Below are 16,243 nucleotides of genomic sequence, written 5' to 3'. Positions count from 1 at the left end.
TCATATCACATTCGCAAATAGGAGAATATGCAATCACAAGTCATACTTATCACGGGAGCATCTTCCGGATTCGGAAAGTTCACTGCTCAAATGTTATCGGAACAAGGACACATCGTTTATGGAACAAGCCGGAAGCCTTCCGAAAATATGAACAATGTAAAAATGCTTGTCGTTGATGTCACCAGTCCTCTTTCTATTCGTCAGGCAGTAAAGCAGATTATATCGGAGCAAGGACAGATAGATGTACTGATTAATAATGCCGGCATAGGTATTAGTGGTGCACTGGAACTTGCTACGGAAGATGAGGTGAGCAAACAGATGAATACCAATTTCTTCGGTGTGGTGAATATGTGCAGGGAAGTATTGCCTGTCATGCGCAAAGCACGGAAAGGTAAAATTATCAATATAAGTTCTATCGGTGGTGTGATGGGTATCCCCTATCAGGGTTTTTATTCGGCTTCGAAGTTTGCTGTGGAAGGTTATAGTGAAGCTTTAGCCTTGGAAGTGCACCCGTTTAATATTAAGGTATGTTTGGTAGAGCCGGGAGATTTTAATACCGGATTTACGGATAACCGGAATATTTCCGAACTGACAAGATCGGATGCTGATTACAAAGAAAGTTTCTTGAAATCGCTAGGCATTATAGAAAAGGAAGAACGTAATGGATGCCATCCACGAAAGTTGGCGGCTGCAATCTGTAGAATAGTGGCTCGCAAGAATCCGCCTTTCCGAACCAAAGTAGGGCCGTTAGTACAAGTCCTGTTCGCAAAAAGTAAAAGATGGTTGCCCGATACGGTAATACACTATGCCCTTCGGATTTTTTACGCTATTAATTAGGTACAAATTACGCGGATTTCACGATAGCTAATCATTTGTTGATTAACAAAAAACGTGAAATCCGCGTAATCCGTGCCTTAGCTTTTTTCTGTCCTGACTAGTTCTTCGGAACTAGTTCCAAGAACATCGTTGTAGTCAATAATATAGCCAGTCCGACACAGACTGTAATCAACAGCCAATTAATATATTTTGCTTTCGGCTTCGTATCGACATGCAGATTATTCAGGAAATATTCTCTGAAGAAAAGGTATAGCCCCGGAATCGTTGCACTGGCCAACAGAAAATCCTCAGGAATTTGAAAGAAATAGGTTTTTGATAATCCTATCAATGACCAATGGCAAAGGAAAAGTACCAAAAACATATTTACCTTGTGAGCAAACAGCAACAATAATCCGATAGTAAATACAACCACAGAGCAAGGCATGACCGGAGAAGTCATTTCCGGAAAAGAAAGTCCGCGCGCCAATGATACCAAAGGATATATGAAAGGCATCGCCAACAGGATATAGGATAATATATCATATTTATGAGTACGTTCAAAAGTCGTATATCCTGTAATCGCATCCCATATCCAAATAATAGCCATGACTCCCCAAAACATTGCCATCACTCCATTATAACTGCGTTCTTCGCAATAAACATAATAGTAAACGATAGAAATCCATGCATAAAGCCCTATCATATAGAACTTCATTGCCATCTTTACCCACGGACGTGGCTTGCTGATAAGCAAGCCGGTCAATGCGATACCAATCAAAATGATCAATATCTGTAAAATCCAGGTAGCTGAATTATAATATGCAATTGTTCTCCAAAAAATCTCCATAAAAGTTGTTTTAATGTCTTGTTAATGAAAAAGCTCTATGTGGGAACAGGAACATCGGGAATGTGGCTCCTACTGCCAACATGAAAATAACTGTACTTGCCACCATTGTGTTAGAGAAGAATATTGACATGAATTTATCCAGATTTTCCGGGTCATTCACATTCTGTAAGCACATGATGAGTGAAAATACCATGTTGTATGCGAACTTACCGGGAATCATGGGAAGCAATGCCGGAATGTAAAGTACCGTCATCGGGCAATATACCTTTTTTCCTAACCACAAGCTACCGAAACCGATTACCAATCCGGCAAATAAAGAAGCCGTAGCAATATCCACACCTAAATAAGTCATCAAACAAAAACGGCAGGCGTGTCCCAATGCCGCCAATATGGCAATCATTTTGAATGCGCGCAAGGGCGGATCGGAAATCGCCCCAAATCCTATACCTGCTACTGCTGCAAAAAATCCATCAGTAAGAATGTCAAGTGCTATCATATTAAATTAAACTGTTTTTTACCATTAATAATGTGAAGGAAAGTCCGATGGCAATGCTGACAATCAGTAAAGAAGCTTCCGTCAGGCGGGCAAACCCTGTCAGAACATATCCTTCGACTACATCAATCACGCCATTAATCAAAGGGACGCCGGGAACAAGATAAAGTACACTGGTCGCCATTGCTATTTCGGATGTCGTGTCGAAAATCAGAGCTGTAGAAGCACAAAGAGAAGCGACGAATGCCGAGACTATGAATACAATATAATGATTCATTTTCTTTCTCTGCATCTGCTGTTTTAGGTAGAGTCCCGTAATAGTGGCCGAGAAAACAATTCCCATAGAGATTAAATCCCCGCCAAACAATTTACAGAATGATGCATTGGCAAATCCCACTAATAGTAAAACGAAAAGAGGATGTATCATCGGAGCGGAAACAATCTTCTTGTATTTCGCAGTCAGTTCTTCCAACGACAAATGGTTATCTAACGCTTCCCAACTTAATGCACTTAACTCTGAGTTATGTTCAAAACTGATAGGATGTGCAGGGATATCTATTACCTCATTACAGGCCTCATTCGTTTCCTTATCTATAATTGTAAGAATGATATTTTTATGAAATACACCTAATTTTACATCTAAACCAAAAGCTTCTCCGATACGTTTGGAGTTACGCACTACTCGTGAAGTATGTACTCCGGCCCCCATTAAATGGGCTGAATATTCTGCAATAAACTTACCTACGGATAATAAAGATTCGCTTGTCTTCATGAATGTGATATTTTTTAATCGGGCGCAAAAGTACAAAAAAGAGTTCTAGGAGCAAGCCTTATTCCTGAATATTTTCTCACTAAATATCCGAAAACAAAAAACACAATCTTTCATAGTGTTCCTCAAAAAATGAGTTACTATGAAAGACTGCGTCAATCTTTAATGCCTTAACTAACCTAACTTTATCTAACCTAACTACAAAATACCCGAAAAATCTTTTATACTACTAACAATCCTATCTTTTAATATCTTATTTTCATCTATTGAGAAATCGCAAGCAACGTCCGCCGGAGCCAATAATATAGCTTTAGCTTCTTCTGCATCTGCCATTTCTTCTGGGTGCTCTCTGAAATAAGTCTCCCATTGGGAGGCTGATTGCGGAGTTATACCCAGTACATAGTTGATGAAATCATCATCCGTCAAAAAATCTTTTACCTTAGAGCACATATCGCATCCTTTTTTAAGCGTTTTACATAAATAGGACGACGTTATCCTGTATATGTACTCAATAAAATAACCTTTTTACTAATATTAACTTGCCAATGTACGCAACTTGGATAATCCGCGATGCATCAAATTGCGTACAGACTGATAATTCATATTCATAATCTCACAAATATCCTCATATTTCTTTTCTTCTATATAGTATAATGTGAGTGCTTCACGCTGACGGGGTGATAATTGGTCCAGTAAACGCTTTACCAATGAAAACTCGTTCTTGCGTTGCTCTTTTTCCATATAATCGTCTTCTACATCTGTGGGAGTCGGCAGATTCACCTCTTCGATGGATGTGTCGGACATATACATACGTCTGCGAAGTTCGTCGCAAAGCTTATTCTTTAATGAGATGAACAAATATGACTTTACATTGTCAATGGTGCCTAATTCATCTCTTTTAGTATAGAGTTTTACGAATACATCATGAACGCAATCCTGAAGTAACTCTTTATCAATAGTCAGCTTTAACCCATAATTAAAAAGGACGTTGATGTGCAAATCATATAATTGAGAAAAAGCTGCCATATTTCCCGCTTGAAAAGAAGCGAATAAATTTTCGGTTGAATTATTAGTCTGTTCCATCATAGCATTATTTCGATTGAATTTGATGTTGCAAAACTAAGCAGTATCGACCGCACCCTTAGGTAAAATCTGGTTTGTGGATTGAAAAAACAAGTATCATGTTTTATAACACTCTTTTATTAGAAATTACTGATGATACAGTAAATCCCACTGATTTGCCTTCAATGGGATTTACTGTTTTACAGTTTGTGGAACCAATAAATACCTTCTTTCTTGCCGGGCACTTTTAGATTGTATAATCCTTTTATTTTCAACGATTTATTTATTATTTCCATTTCCCCAGAACCAGGATGGATGTACTTTAATACATATTTTCCGGACGATAATTGAATAGGAATATCTGTTCCAGACTTGGAATAAATGATACTTCCAATATCAGATTTTACCAATTTCTTATACTCATCAGTATTTGTTTCTTCCACTACCATAGTCGCAGCATCCTTTAGGAATGCTTTATCTGTGCACGGAATTACAGGACATGAACCGCCTGCCATGAATACAGCCCACCCCATAGCCGGATAATTCTGTGCATAGAATGTCACTGCTTTCTGAGGAAATCTCTGACGATACTCATTTACTGCTTTATATGCTTCATTGAAAGTGACCTTTCCTACTTTCATCTTGCGCATATGCTGGCGGGGAGCCATATTCTTTCCACCTTCCGGTGCAAAGATACCGTCCGTCTTATAATGCCAGTAACGGATATCAATAATGTCTACCACCGCAGCCCGTTTCGAATCCGCAAGAATAGCATCCTGCACATCTTTGGTTGTACTCAGTGCTACTTTGGCTTTTTTACCGGTTTCCGCTTCCCATTCGGCGATGACATCCAACCAAAATTGTACAAAGTGTAACGGACCTGTAAATTCCGCACTTGTCAGTTGAATGACATTCGAATTATCGGCAAAGTTATTCAGACATTGACGGATGTATTGTCTGTGCAACTCACGACGTACCGGATGAGTTATATCATAAAACATATCTGCTACGAAGATTCGCTTGTCACCGGCAAACGGAACAGGTTCCGGGAATCCGGTCTGATTGATATTGTTGCTGCTTCTCCACGGACTATCCACCCAATGTGCCCCAGCTTCTATGATATTATGCTGGAAGTAGTTTTCGTGAAATAAAAGCAGTCCGTTTTCGCTTCCTTTTTCTGCAAATTCTTTCAATCGTGCCCAATACCATGCGTTAGGGCGGTTCAAGTCATATTTACTTAGCCCTTCCCAAGCTGTCCCTTGACCGCTACGTCCGAAAGGTTGTTCGTAAAAAGGTCCCCATACATCTCCATCCCGGCGACGAACACGTTCATGGTCGTCCCGGCGACGGTCGTACCATAGTCCGTAGTTTTGGTCAAAGACAAGAATGTTCTTCTGTTTCATAAAGTTGACGACAGAGTCGATACGGTCTGTCAATCCCAATCCTTCACGTCCCGGAACAAAACGGGTAATGGCGGGGCTCGCCTTTTTCAAGAAACTGGTTTTGAGTCTTCCATTCCACCAAGGAGTAGTATGGCTGCCACCGACTAACAAAGCACCGTCCATTTGGACACGTCCGTTGGCAATAGTTACTTCCGGTTGTGCCGGTAAGTTGCTGGAAAAGGTCTTTTTCTCTTTGATATCATCTATTGATTTCACTCCGGTTGATGCCACTGAAGGAATAAACTTATTTTCTTCAATCCAGTGTTCCAATGTCAGACGGGGGATATATGCTTCTTTTGCCAGTTTCATAGCCATTTCTACGGTCGGGCTACTGGTTGCGCTCGTATTTCTTGGCAGAATGCGGGCACGTTCGGTACATTCTTTTTGCAGCCGGTCTGCTAATTGGGCATAAAAGATACTGCGTGGTTGTACATGATTATTGGACTGTGCCCATTCACCGTCACCGGAGAATTGTGCCCAGCAACCGTATGCGTGGTTCTTTGCATCTTTTGCCGGAGCATAACATTCGATTTCTGCGGCGGTACACTGCCAGAACAAGCTGTTTGCCGTATTCCATCCGGCTCCGTTCTTGTCTTGTCCCAAATTCTTGAAAGTAAGATTATGTCCGTCAATATTGACTACATCAAACAGTAATCCGCATGCCCAGGCATCAATGGAACCACTGAAGCCTAAAGATTCATATGAGTCACATTGTACGAAAGCATTGGGACCGGCTGCACAGTATCCGGCAGCAAAATCATGAATGCCTTGTTCCGAATAACAACGTTGAAATAAGGTCTGCTGTCCCAACGTATGGAAAGTGCAACGACGCATTCCGCCAATTTCAGAAACGGGCTCTCTCGAAATACAGTCCTCGACAGTAATCCTGGAACCTGTACGCTGAACAATAACGGCGCTTCCTGCAAAATGCTTGAAGTTGACCTGTCTTACCCAGCAGTTTTCCGCATTTTCGATGGAGATGCCTGTCCAGCAATGGTCCTCGTCTTTTGGATAACGTCTATCATAGTCGGAAACCAATGTCATATTCTCTACTCCACAATGATTGATACGTCCGTCCCATTGGTAAGTCATAATCATAGAAGCACCGTTTTGGGTGTCCAAGGCCACGGTTAACGGAGCATCCAATGTGATTTGATTACCATTCACTTCAGTAACAGTCCTGTCCCAAGTCAAATCCATATCACCCTCTTTCCACCCCAAAGCACTGATTCCACCACCAAAGATGTCACAACCTAAAGAAGCAATCCACTCTTTCCCGGAAGGACGGGTTACCATTATCCGGTCACCTTTCTTCAGAGAAGTTCCTAAAGCAACTTCCAATGTTCTTGTATTTACCGGAACATACTTAGAAAGCACTTGCAATGTATCTTGCATATTCAAGTCGTTCGTTCCTTCCACATAGATAAGTGAACCTCGGTCTACTCCTTGTTTCAACAATACCGTTTTCTCTTTATCCATTCCACGCAATACGATTCCGGATGCAGTGATACGGATGCTGCCGGACAAGGAAAATTCTCCTTTGTCTAATAATACGGCTCCACGAAAGCCGGCAGCATCGGGAGTCAGTGAAGCTACGTAGTTGATGGCACGTTGAATCCGTGCTGTGTTGTCTCCTGCCATCCAAGGTACAAATACCATATTCCGGACAGAAGGGATATCCTGTTCGGATGCCTGATAACCGCAAACCGAGAAATCAAGAATCCGGTTGCCCCGCTCATCAGTCAGATAAGTGATTTGATCATCCTTTACTTGCAAAGCAAAGGTTTGCGCATGCCCCTGCGCAAACCCGATGCTCAATAATCCCAAAAGGATAGTTCTTATTTGTATATTCATTACAAAAAACTTTATTATCTATTCATTTGGCTAAAATAAACTTTTCCGCTTAGACAGTGTATCGTGATTATTCTTCAAATCCGTCCAATCCACTTTCTTCTTTGTATCTATACCATTGATATATTTTTCGATGTTGGTATAGCCGTCACCATTACAATCTTTCACAGCATCAGTCGGGTCGTTCGGGTTCAATCCGTTAGCGATTTCCCATACATCCGGCATACCGTCTCCATCAGAGTCTGTCACCGGTTCCCCTTTATATTCGGGAAGTCCGCCTACCTGACGAATATCTGTAATGATTCCCTGCTTATAAGAGTCAGCGGGTAAACGTCTCTTCACATAAGGAGAGACAAATTCAGGGGCATCTTTTACATAAATGGCTTTTCCTGTCTGTACAGTCTTGATGACACGGGCGTCTACCGCATCACGTTTCGGGAAATTGGCCCCTACATTCTCCATCACAAAATTAAAAGCTTTTTTGGTATCCATAACGGTGACCGGAGACATTTTGAACGGTTCATCCACTTTTATTTGTGGCAGGAATTTATCGGCATCTACTTCACTGGCCAGTTGCACGCCACCGTCCCAGTTGTTCTTCGTAACTTTAGCATTGCCATGAACGATATTACCGTTTACATACGCTTTTCCGAAAGACAAAGGCTTACTTTTGTCACGTCCAGCCTCTGGTTTGAGAATACGGTACGAAATCGGTTTATCCAACGGAGTGATAGGCCCCGGTTTGAAGTAGTTATTAATCATATTGTAGAAACTCTTGTTATCTCCTCCGTCTACGGAACGATTCCACCAGTTGAAAACAACATTGTTGACGAAGTTAAAGTCGCCATCCATACCTACCGAACTGTTACGGCTGATATTGGAAGCAAAGAGATTGCGACAGAACATACTATTATGTCCGCCAATGGTAGCACCGAACGCATGATTATAAGCATCCAATGCTTCAGAGAACACCGAATTCTGGATGGTAATATTTACCGTCGGAAGTTTCAATCCGTATCCATCTGCTCCTCTATTATATACATGACGGTAGATAGACATGTTCTCATCCAGTCCCCAGCTTGCAGAACAGTGGTCAATCATAATGTTCCCTACTGCATTTCCTCCTAACGCATCATCACGAAAAGCAACATCTTGCGCACCACGACGGAAACGCATATGGCGGATGACAACATCATGCGTATCAATCAGAAAAGACTGACCTGTCACACATATACCGTCTCCGGGTGCTGTCTGACCGGCAATTGTCACATAAGGAGCACGCACGCTAATCGGGCTTTTCAAGCGAATCACCCCCGACACATTGAAAACAATGATACGCGCGCCACCGGTTTCACAGGCTTCCCGAAGTGTTCCGGGACCTGAATCTTCGAGGGAAGTAACTACAATAACCTTTCCTCCACGGCCACCGGGAGTGTACATACCTCCACCTTCCGCACCGGGAAAAGCGGGAATATTACTCTTTATCAAATCTTCCGGTTTGGAAGCCCACGGTTTGTAGGGACGTCCATTTTGTGCTTCTTGCAAAACTGTCGGCAAGGCTTTTTCCCATGCCGCATCTGATTTCCGTTCGAACTCTGCTTCCTGTTTTGCTCCTCGTGCCTTTACCGAGTCCGGAATCACAGGATATTGTGCTGCCGCAGGTAGTACACAGGCGACCAACATCCATGCTGATAATACTTTCTTGATGTTATTCATTCTTTCGAATCTTAATAGGTTTTCTAAAAAGACGATTAAGAAAGCATTTTGTAATCGGTTATCTCTCTCCTTTCCGCCATTCATTCATATATTCACGGGGAGTCTGGTTATATTTCTTTCGGAAACACTTGCTGTAATAGCCTGAATCTTTGAATCCGACGGCAAAAGCAACCTCAGAAACACTCAGATCCGTATTTTTAATCAATTCTATGGATTTATTCAAGCGAATCTCTTTTACCAGATCTACGGGAGCCAGTCCGGTAAGACTCTTCAACTTCTTGAAGAATGCCGAACGACTCAAGCCGATGCCAGAAGCTATCGTATCTATATTGAAATCACTATCATCCATATTCTCCTCAATCACCTGATGAATCTTTTCAAGGAATTGTACGTCTTTCTTTACCAAATATTGTTCGTAGCTGTCCTCTTCTGTCGTTGTCTGATTTTCCATTTGCAGACGGATACGCTCACGGAATATTTTTCGTTCGGCAAGTAACTGTTCAATACGTGCCAGCAAATATTCTTTGCTGAACGGTTTCGTAATGTAGGCATTTGCTCCCAGCGTAATCGCTTTCGTCTTGGCACCTTCATCGTTCTTTGCAGTCAGGATAATCACCGGGATGTGGCTGATCTGGAAGTCTTTCCGGATAGCCTGCAACATTTCCAAACCGTCCATTTCAGGCATCATTTGGTCGGTCACCACAATATCAGGATGATACAGATGTACTTTCTTCAAGCCTTCCACTCCATTATTAGCAATATGAATGTTAAATTTATCTTCTAATTGAAGTTTTATCAATTGACAAAGGTCTTTATTATCTTCTACCAGTAGAAGGGTAGGTAATGAAGCATCAATTTCCGGCTCTTCTTCCACTCCTTCCGAAGAAGGAATATTCCCGGTTGACTCTTCTCCGGCAGCTACCGGAACTGTCTCCGTATCGCTGACATAGAAATCTACTTCCGACGGGCGGTAATGTTCCTTGTCCATTAGGAGTTCCACCGTAAATACAGCCCCCTGTCCTTCAGGGCTTTCGGCATGAATCAATCCGTGATGCAGGTTGACTATTTCTTTGGAAAGTGCCAGACCGATGCCCGTACCTTGATAATATGGATTCTTAGTATTCTCCCCTTGCGCAAAGCGTTCGAATATTTCGGTCAGCTTGTTTTGCGGAATACCTTCGCCATTATCCTCTACCCGCACATAACAGCGCTTTCCGTCATCCGTCAATCCGGTTGTGACATAGATACTTCCGCCGGAATGCGTAAACTTAAATGCATTCGATATGATATTCCGTACTACAATACTCAATTTCTCTTTGTCCGCCCATACCATAATCGATTCGTCCGGCAAATGGAAAGTAAAACTGATTTCATTTTCTTCCGAAAGTACCCGGAACTCTTTCTGGAAAGAGGCAATCATTTCATTAAAGTTGATCAAAGAAACATGCAGACGCATCTTACCATTCTGAATCTTCCTGAAATCGAGAATCTGATTTACCAATTGCAACATCTGATTAGTATTCTTCTCCATTAATTCCACATATTGCAATCCTTTCGAAGATAATTTCTCATGTTCTTTCAATTCCTGTATCGGGCCTTTAATCAATGTCAAGGGTGTACGAAGCTCATGGGAAATATTAGTGAAGAACTTGATTTTCATCTCCGAAACCTTTTGCTCGATATAGATGTCATTTTTCATTTTAAGCATGAAGAAAGCCAGGCGCAGACCGAAATAAAGAGCCGCTAACCCAAGAATTACATAAATAAGCGTAGCCCACCAACTTAACCACCAAGGTGGAAGAATGGTGACAACTAAAGTGCAGTTGGAAACAAGCTCCGGGTTAGCTTCGTCCATCGTTTCTACCCGGAATTTATATTTGCCCGGAGGAACGTTGGTATATGAAGCAATACGGTTCTTACCATTATAGTGCCATTCTTTCTCATATCCTTCGAGTATATAGCGATAAGACACCCGGTTCTGATTGTAGAAATTCAAGGCGGCAAATTCTATCGTGAACATAGATTGATTGTAGTTCAGCCGGATTGCGTCAGTGTATGTGATGGCTTCTTTCAAAATCGGGCAATCTACGAAACTGCGCAAATCCCGGTTGGAAACTTTAAAATCAACAATACGCGTGTCATAGTTCGTATGCTGTGTTTCCAGTTTATCCGGCGAGAATGCCAGGATTCCTTGCCGGGTGCCAATCCACAAGTCACCGTTCAATGTACGGAGTGCACTGCCCTCTTCCATCTCCACGTTTAAAAAACCGTCATATTTATCGTAGTTACGGAACTGTTCGGTCGCTTTATTGAAACAGGACAAGCCTATTTCGGTTGTAAACCACAGATTACCGTTTTTATCTTCTACTATTGATTTGACTACATCATTGTTCATCCCCTCACGTATGCCGTATGATTTGAAGATCGGCTCACGTTTTTTCTTGTCGTATCGAACAAGTCTGTTCAGTCCTCCGCCAAATACACTTACCCAAATTTGCGAGTCTGTATCCTTATATAACACATAAATATCATTATCTGCTACATTGGAATGTTCGCTCACCTGGCGATAAGTTTCAAACTGAATTTGTTCGGGTGCGGTAAAGTGTCCGTCAAAAGACATCAGCCCATCCATTGTCCCTACCCAAATGCGCCCGTCTTCATCTTCCGTCATTGTACGCACTTCCATATAGAGGCCATAAGGAGGATATTGCTTTAGTCCGTTGTATTTATGCTTGAAGACAACCTCGCCGTTTTCTTCGGAAATCAGGTTCAAGCCGCCGCCCAACAACCCTACCCAGATGCGTCCCCGGCTGTCCTGATAAGTGAAGTACACATCATTATTACTGATAGAGTTCGGATTTTTAGGGTCATTCTTATAACGGGTAAAGCGCAGGCCATGAGGAGAATTCATGTCCGGTTCGGCTTTGACAAGTCCGTTACCTTTGGTAGAGAACCACATATTCCCGTCCTTGTCTTCCATGATGTGATAGACGGCACCGAGAAGATAGTTCTTGTCAGAGAAAATCTGTTTCACCTGTCCGTTACGATCCAGGCGATACAAAGTCTGCCAGCGGGTTCCTACCCAAATATCTCCATTCTGTGCCTGATAGAGGGCACGTATTCCCTGATTCCAAGAGGTAAGTTTCTCGGTGGTGACAGGGACGGGAGATACTTCGGCCAGCAAATGGAATTGTTTTTTAGGAAAGTTTATTCTATAAACTCCGCTACCCGTAGATGCTAACCAGAGAATTCCGTCTGTATCCAAAAGAAGATGGAAGAACAGTTGATTGGGGAAGTCATCGGAGAAAGGTTTCATCTGATTGATGCGGGTCATCTCCAGTTTGTCGCGGTCAAACAAAAGAATTTCACCTCCCGGAGTCAGGAAAAACATACCTTGTTCGCCTGCATCCTGCATTTCGAAGTTTCCGATAGTATTATGATCAGGAAATGCAAAACGATGATAACTTCTGTTCAATGGATCATAATACGTCAAAGCATGATTGCCTTCCTGAAACCATATCTTGTCATATTTATCATAGAATATAATACCGCCATCTTTTCCGGAGATGATGAATGGGAGTTTGGTCAGTTGTTTGTAACCGATATTGTATTCATAAGTACCTTCATTGGTGGTGATATACATCAAGCCGGATTCAGTAACCAGTATATTAGAGATAGCCTGGCTGATTTCCGGTATCTCATAACGGTTCACGACTCCGTTTTGTGGGTCAATGCTGTAAATGTGGCCGTTTTTATCTCCCAGCCACAGGAATTTAGAATTGTAGGAAGCACAAGTAAACTGTTCGGAATCGGCAGAAACCTTTTTCTGTATGAAGTCGCCCGGTTTATCTTTCAAGGCTTCTCCCTTTCTGAGAGACAGAATCTGATAATCCATGCCTATCCAGTTGATGAATTCATCTGTTTCGCAGAAGACATTGTGTTTCAACCGCATATCATAAACGTTCACATTGGGGCGTGAGTCGTGCAACTGCTTCATCGTAATCTTGCCTTCTTTATTGGTGTAGGCACGCAGAAGACTCTTGTCTTTGGTCAGCAACAGGACATCTCCGTCTTCCGTCGTCTGAATTTTGATTATCTGAATGTTTTCAGAATATTCCTTCACGTCATCATAGACAGCATGGAAACTTTCATGCCGCTTGTCGAACAAGTAAAGTTTACGGTCGATGGTCTTAATCCACAAAAAACCGTTTTTATCTTCTACAATACGTTGTATTTTACGAGGGGGAATATCAGCGGAATAGAATCCGTCGCGGTTATCATACGAACGGAATTTGGTTCCGTCAAAACTGCATAGTCCATACCATGTACCAAACCAGACAAATCCATCTTTTCCTTTTAAAGTACAATTGACAATATTATTAGGCAAACCGCGTTCTGCTGTGTAGTGTTCTACAATCATATTCGGATAGGCAAAAGCACAGACGCCTATCATCGATAGTAATAGTATTAGAATACTCCGTTTTCTCATTTATGGTAATAATTGGAATTAAATGCAGTCAAAGATAATCTTTTTTTTGAAGATAGTGATCAAAATCACTATCTTCTTCTATTTTCTTCTTCTATTTTTCAGTTCCAAATTCCGTTTGCTGGCGTTCCACTTCGTCCAACACCCGTTGACGTTCTTCTTCTGTCAACTTTATTTTTCCTTCGGATTTACTTTTCGGCAACCCAGTTTTCATTGTCGATGAAGCCATCGTCTGTTCTTCATAACAGAAAGGAAATTCTGCCGGGATACTTTCAAATTCCAGTTCGGTAGCTGTCGGAGCCTGTGTCCCTTCAAACTGGACATGAGCTTTCACTCTTATCTTTCCGGCTTTTCGTGTTGAACGAATCAATACAGGAGCCGAACCGAATTCAACAGTACGGGGATTGGCATTGATTGTGGCATCTCCGATAATCTCTCCCTCGCCCTCTACCGTGAATACGATATTCTCCTTTGCCAGACGGCGCACGTTTCCGCTATCATCGGTCACTTCAGCAACTACTACAATAAAATCGGAACCGTCTGCTACCAGATTTACTTTCTGAGTGTCTACATACATACGCAGCTTGGTAGAACGGCGGGAAGGCATTTTCTTTTGTGTGCATACCACTTTCCCGTTGATAATACCTTCGGCAACCATATTGACTTTCTGCCAGTTCTTCTGGGTATAACTGTATCCGCGTGCTTCCCAAAAATCCCATACATCATCAAAAATGACAGGTGCATTAGGCATATGCCCCTTTGCGTGAATCACAGGTTTCGTCCATGTCTTTATTCCGTCGTAGATAGAAAGACGGACTGAGTCGCAATTACTGAATACTACTACGTCCTTATCAGAGAATTGTGACATCTCATGAGCTATGAATACCATCGGGCCGCATTCCGCCAAAGGATGTTCGAGACTGGCAGATGACTGGCTGCGGAACATTTCATAAGCGTATTTCTTCTGACGGAAAGCATCATAGATACCACCCCAGTAAGGGTCGGGATGGTAACCGCGCTGATGATCGAACGGATGCCATTGCGCACCACCGATAAATAGTCCCGTAGTGCGATACATTTCATCATAGCTTTTTGCCAAAGATAGTGCCTGTACAAGTAGCGGGCGTTCTCCCCAACTGCGGCTTGCACGGTTGTTGTTATTGTGAGCATACCAATCGTCCACATTTTCTCCGAATTCACGAGTGAAGATACATTGCTCCGGCCTATCTGCTTTTTCATCATCTCCCGGCCAGCCATAGACTATGTCATAATGCTCTTTCACACCTGCCGAATGTACATCGGCAGCAGCTACGGGACGTCCCGGATAAGGATATTCTTCTTTAGTTATCTCTAATGCTTTCAGGGCAAAGTCAAGCGGATAGCGGGTTTCATTCAAAATCGGCTCCCACATCAGGACGGACGGATGATTGCGGTCACGACGAATCATCTCACGGGTATTCTGATGAACCTGTTCTCCAAATTCAGGGTCTTTATTCCAATATTGCCATCCCGGAGTGGCTACAATGACAAACATTCCCAGTTCGTCGCAGGCATCCATAAAGGACGGGTCTTGCGGATAGTGAGCTACACGAATAATAGTGCATCCTGCATCACACAGACGCTTCGCATCACGCCATTGCTGAGAGTTGGGCAATGCGTTGCCTACATAGGCAAAATCTTGATGGCGGTTGGCACCGACCAATTGTCCAAAAGGTTTTCCATTCAGCCAGAAGCCGTCTTTCCCACGGAATTCGGCAAGCCGGATACCTACACGGGTGATTCCACCGTCAATAGATTGACTACCTTTCTTTATCCGTGAATGTACTCTATATAAATAAGGTGTATCCGGTGACCATAGTCTCGGATTCTTCACTTCCATTTGTTGTTGGACGGATTTCTTTTCTCCGGGTTTCAGAGAAAGCCTGCCGGAAGTACGCTTGATGACTTTTCCGTCTGTATCGGTCAGTGTTGTTTCTACGGTAACAGATTCCTGACGTTGTGAATCATTCTGTAACTCTGTCTTTACATAAACTTGTGCACTCTTCTCACTGATTTTATCAAAATGAACGAATACTCCGCCACCGGCAACGGTCTGCGAATCGAGAGCATCCGTAATGGCTACCGGAGATTTGGCAATCATCCATACATCGCGGTAGATGCCACCGTGATAAGCAAAATCCAGAGTATATTGGCGTTTGCCGGGGGGATAAGATTTATCATCACTATTGTCCGTAAAGACAGCAAGCAGGCAAGAGTCTCCTGCTTGTACGCCATTGGCTGTTAAGTCTAACGTAAATGGCAGATAGCCGCCAATATGCTCTTGGATACGTTTCCCGTTCAGGTAGATAACCTGCTTGCCCATGGCTGCTTCAAAGTAAATTGACACCCGTTGGCCTTTAGTTTCAGCAGGAACCACGAAATGCTTGCGATACCAGGCCGGGCCTTGATAATTACGGCATCCGCTGGCTTCAGCAGGCATCAGTTCCACTGTATGAGGGGTGGAGACTATTTCCCAGGAGCGGTCGTCAAAATTCACGGCTTCCGCGCCACGGATATCTCCTTTGAAGAATCGCCATCCCGGATTGAAATTATACACTTGCCGCCCGCTACCGGGAAGCTGGATAAATCCGGCAACCGATGTCTCGGGACGGTAAGTATCTGCTACTTGTCCTTTTCCTGTTAATGAGAACAATAACAGAAAAGCTGATAAGATTAAAAACGGTCTTTTATTCATAACTTTTTTATTTTTGCGGCTTCTTTT

The 16,243-nt window shown here is 42.7% G+C and carries 10 protein-coding genes; 1 reads left to right on the top strand and 9 read right to left on the bottom strand.

All coding sequences use genetic code 11. From position 1 onward, the window contains the following. Positions 1–27: 27 nt before the first annotated feature. Complete coding sequence (locus ACGHVY_RS07150; RefSeq protein ID WP_308743752.1) at positions 28–837, top strand: SDR family oxidoreductase; 810 nt, start codon at positions 28–30, stop codon at positions 835–837. A 97-nt stretch (positions 838–934) separates the two neighbouring features. Here ACGHVY_RS07150 and ACGHVY_RS07145 read toward each other — a convergent pair whose 3' ends face one another. The 9 genes from ACGHVY_RS07145 to ACGHVY_RS07105 all read right to left on the bottom strand — a co-directional run bounded on the left by ACGHVY_RS07145 (position 935) and on the right by ACGHVY_RS07105 (position 16,216). Next, positions 935–1,663 carry a DUF6064 family protein gene (locus ACGHVY_RS07145; RefSeq protein WP_390598083.1) on the bottom strand — a complete coding sequence of 243 codons (729 nt, stop codon included), beginning with the start codon at positions 1,661–1,663 and terminating at the stop codon, positions 935–937. 10 nt (positions 1,664–1,673) lie between these two features. Then, a complete protein-coding gene (locus tag ACGHVY_RS07140; RefSeq protein WP_308743754.1) occupies positions 1,674–2,159 on the bottom strand; it encodes a threonine/serine exporter family protein in 486 nt (161 codons plus the stop codon). 1 nt (position 2,160) lies between these two features. Then, positions 2,161–2,928, bottom strand: coding sequence for a threonine/serine exporter family protein (locus ACGHVY_RS07135; protein WP_308743755.1), 768 nt, complete (start codon positions 2,926–2,928; stop codon positions 2,161–2,163). Positions 2,929–3,123: 195 nt separating this feature from the next. Next, entirely contained in the window at positions 3,124–3,375 is a 252-nt protein-coding gene (locus ACGHVY_RS07130) for a hypothetical protein (protein WP_308743756.1), read from the bottom strand. Positions 3,376–3,459: 84 nt separating this feature from the next. Beyond that, positions 3,460–4,011, bottom strand: coding sequence for a sigma-70 family RNA polymerase sigma factor (locus ACGHVY_RS07125; RefSeq protein ID WP_308743757.1), 552 nt, complete (start codon positions 4,009–4,011; stop codon positions 3,460–3,462). Between the two features lie 176 nt (positions 4,012–4,187). Then, entirely contained in the window at positions 4,188–7,283 is a 3,096-nt protein-coding gene (locus tag ACGHVY_RS07120; RefSeq protein WP_390598080.1) for a DUF6298 domain-containing protein, read from the bottom strand. A gap of 30 nt (positions 7,284–7,313) precedes the next feature. After that, positions 7,314–8,996 (bottom strand): polysaccharide lyase, encoded by a 1,683-nt coding sequence (locus ACGHVY_RS07115; RefSeq protein ID WP_308743759.1) that lies wholly within the window; start codon positions 8,994–8,996, stop codon positions 7,314–7,316. Between the two features lie 58 nt (positions 8,997–9,054). Beyond that, the gene (locus ACGHVY_RS07110) at positions 9,055–13,485 is read right to left on the bottom strand and encodes a two-component regulator propeller domain-containing protein (protein ID WP_390598078.1); all 4,431 of its coding nucleotides are present in this window, start codon (positions 13,483–13,485) and stop codon (positions 9,055–9,057) included. A 91-nt stretch (positions 13,486–13,576) separates the two neighbouring features. Beyond that, positions 13,577–16,216 carry a glycoside hydrolase family 2 protein gene (locus tag ACGHVY_RS07105; protein ID WP_390598076.1) on the bottom strand — a complete coding sequence of 880 codons (2,640 nt, stop codon included), beginning with the start codon at positions 16,214–16,216 and terminating at the stop codon, positions 13,577–13,579. Between the last annotated feature and the right edge of the window lie 27 nt (positions 16,217–16,243).

Source organism: Bacteroides sp. f07, assembly GCF_042854785.1.
Lineage (GTDB): Bacteria > Bacteroidota > Bacteroidia > Bacteroidales > Bacteroidaceae > Bacteroides.
The sequence above is the reverse complement of the archived record's forward strand: the minus strand, read 5'-3'. Positions and strand labels throughout refer to the sequence as shown.

What these genes read in the sequence shown, in the direction of transcription:
- ACGHVY_RS07105 (WP_390598076.1), bottom strand. Translation starts at nt 16,216, where the DNA reads ATGAATAAAAGACCGTTTTTAATCTTATCAGCTTTTCTGTTATTGTTC.
- ACGHVY_RS07120 (WP_390598080.1), bottom strand. Translation starts at nt 7,283, where the DNA reads ATGAATATACAAATAAGAACTATCCTTTTGGGATTATTGAGCATCGGG.
- ACGHVY_RS07140 (WP_308743754.1), bottom strand. Translation starts at nt 2,159, where the DNA reads ATGATAGCACTTGACATTCTTACTGATGGATTTTTTGCAGCAGTAGCA.
- ACGHVY_RS07150 (WP_308743752.1), top strand. Translation starts at nt 28, where the DNA reads ATGCAATCACAAGTCATACTTATCACGGGAGCATCTTCCGGATTCGGA.
- ACGHVY_RS07115 (WP_308743759.1), bottom strand. Translation starts at nt 8,996, where the DNA reads ATGAATAACATCAAGAAAGTATTATCAGCATGGATGTTGGTCGCCTGT.
- ACGHVY_RS07130 (WP_308743756.1), bottom strand. Translation starts at nt 3,375, where the DNA reads ATGTGCTCTAAGGTAAAAGATTTTTTGACGGATGATGATTTCATCAAC.
- ACGHVY_RS07125 (WP_308743757.1), bottom strand. Translation starts at nt 4,011, where the DNA reads ATGATGGAACAGACTAATAATTCAACCGAAAATTTATTCGCTTCTTTT.
- ACGHVY_RS07135 (WP_308743755.1), bottom strand. Translation starts at nt 2,928, where the DNA reads ATGAAGACAAGCGAATCTTTATTATCCGTAGGTAAGTTTATTGCAGAA.
- ACGHVY_RS07145 (WP_390598083.1), bottom strand. Translation starts at nt 1,663, where the DNA reads ATGGAGATTTTTTGGAGAACAATTGCATATTATAATTCAGCTACCTGG.
- ACGHVY_RS07110 (WP_390598078.1), bottom strand. Translation starts at nt 13,485, where the DNA reads ATGAGAAAACGGAGTATTCTAATACTATTACTATCGATGATAGGCGTC.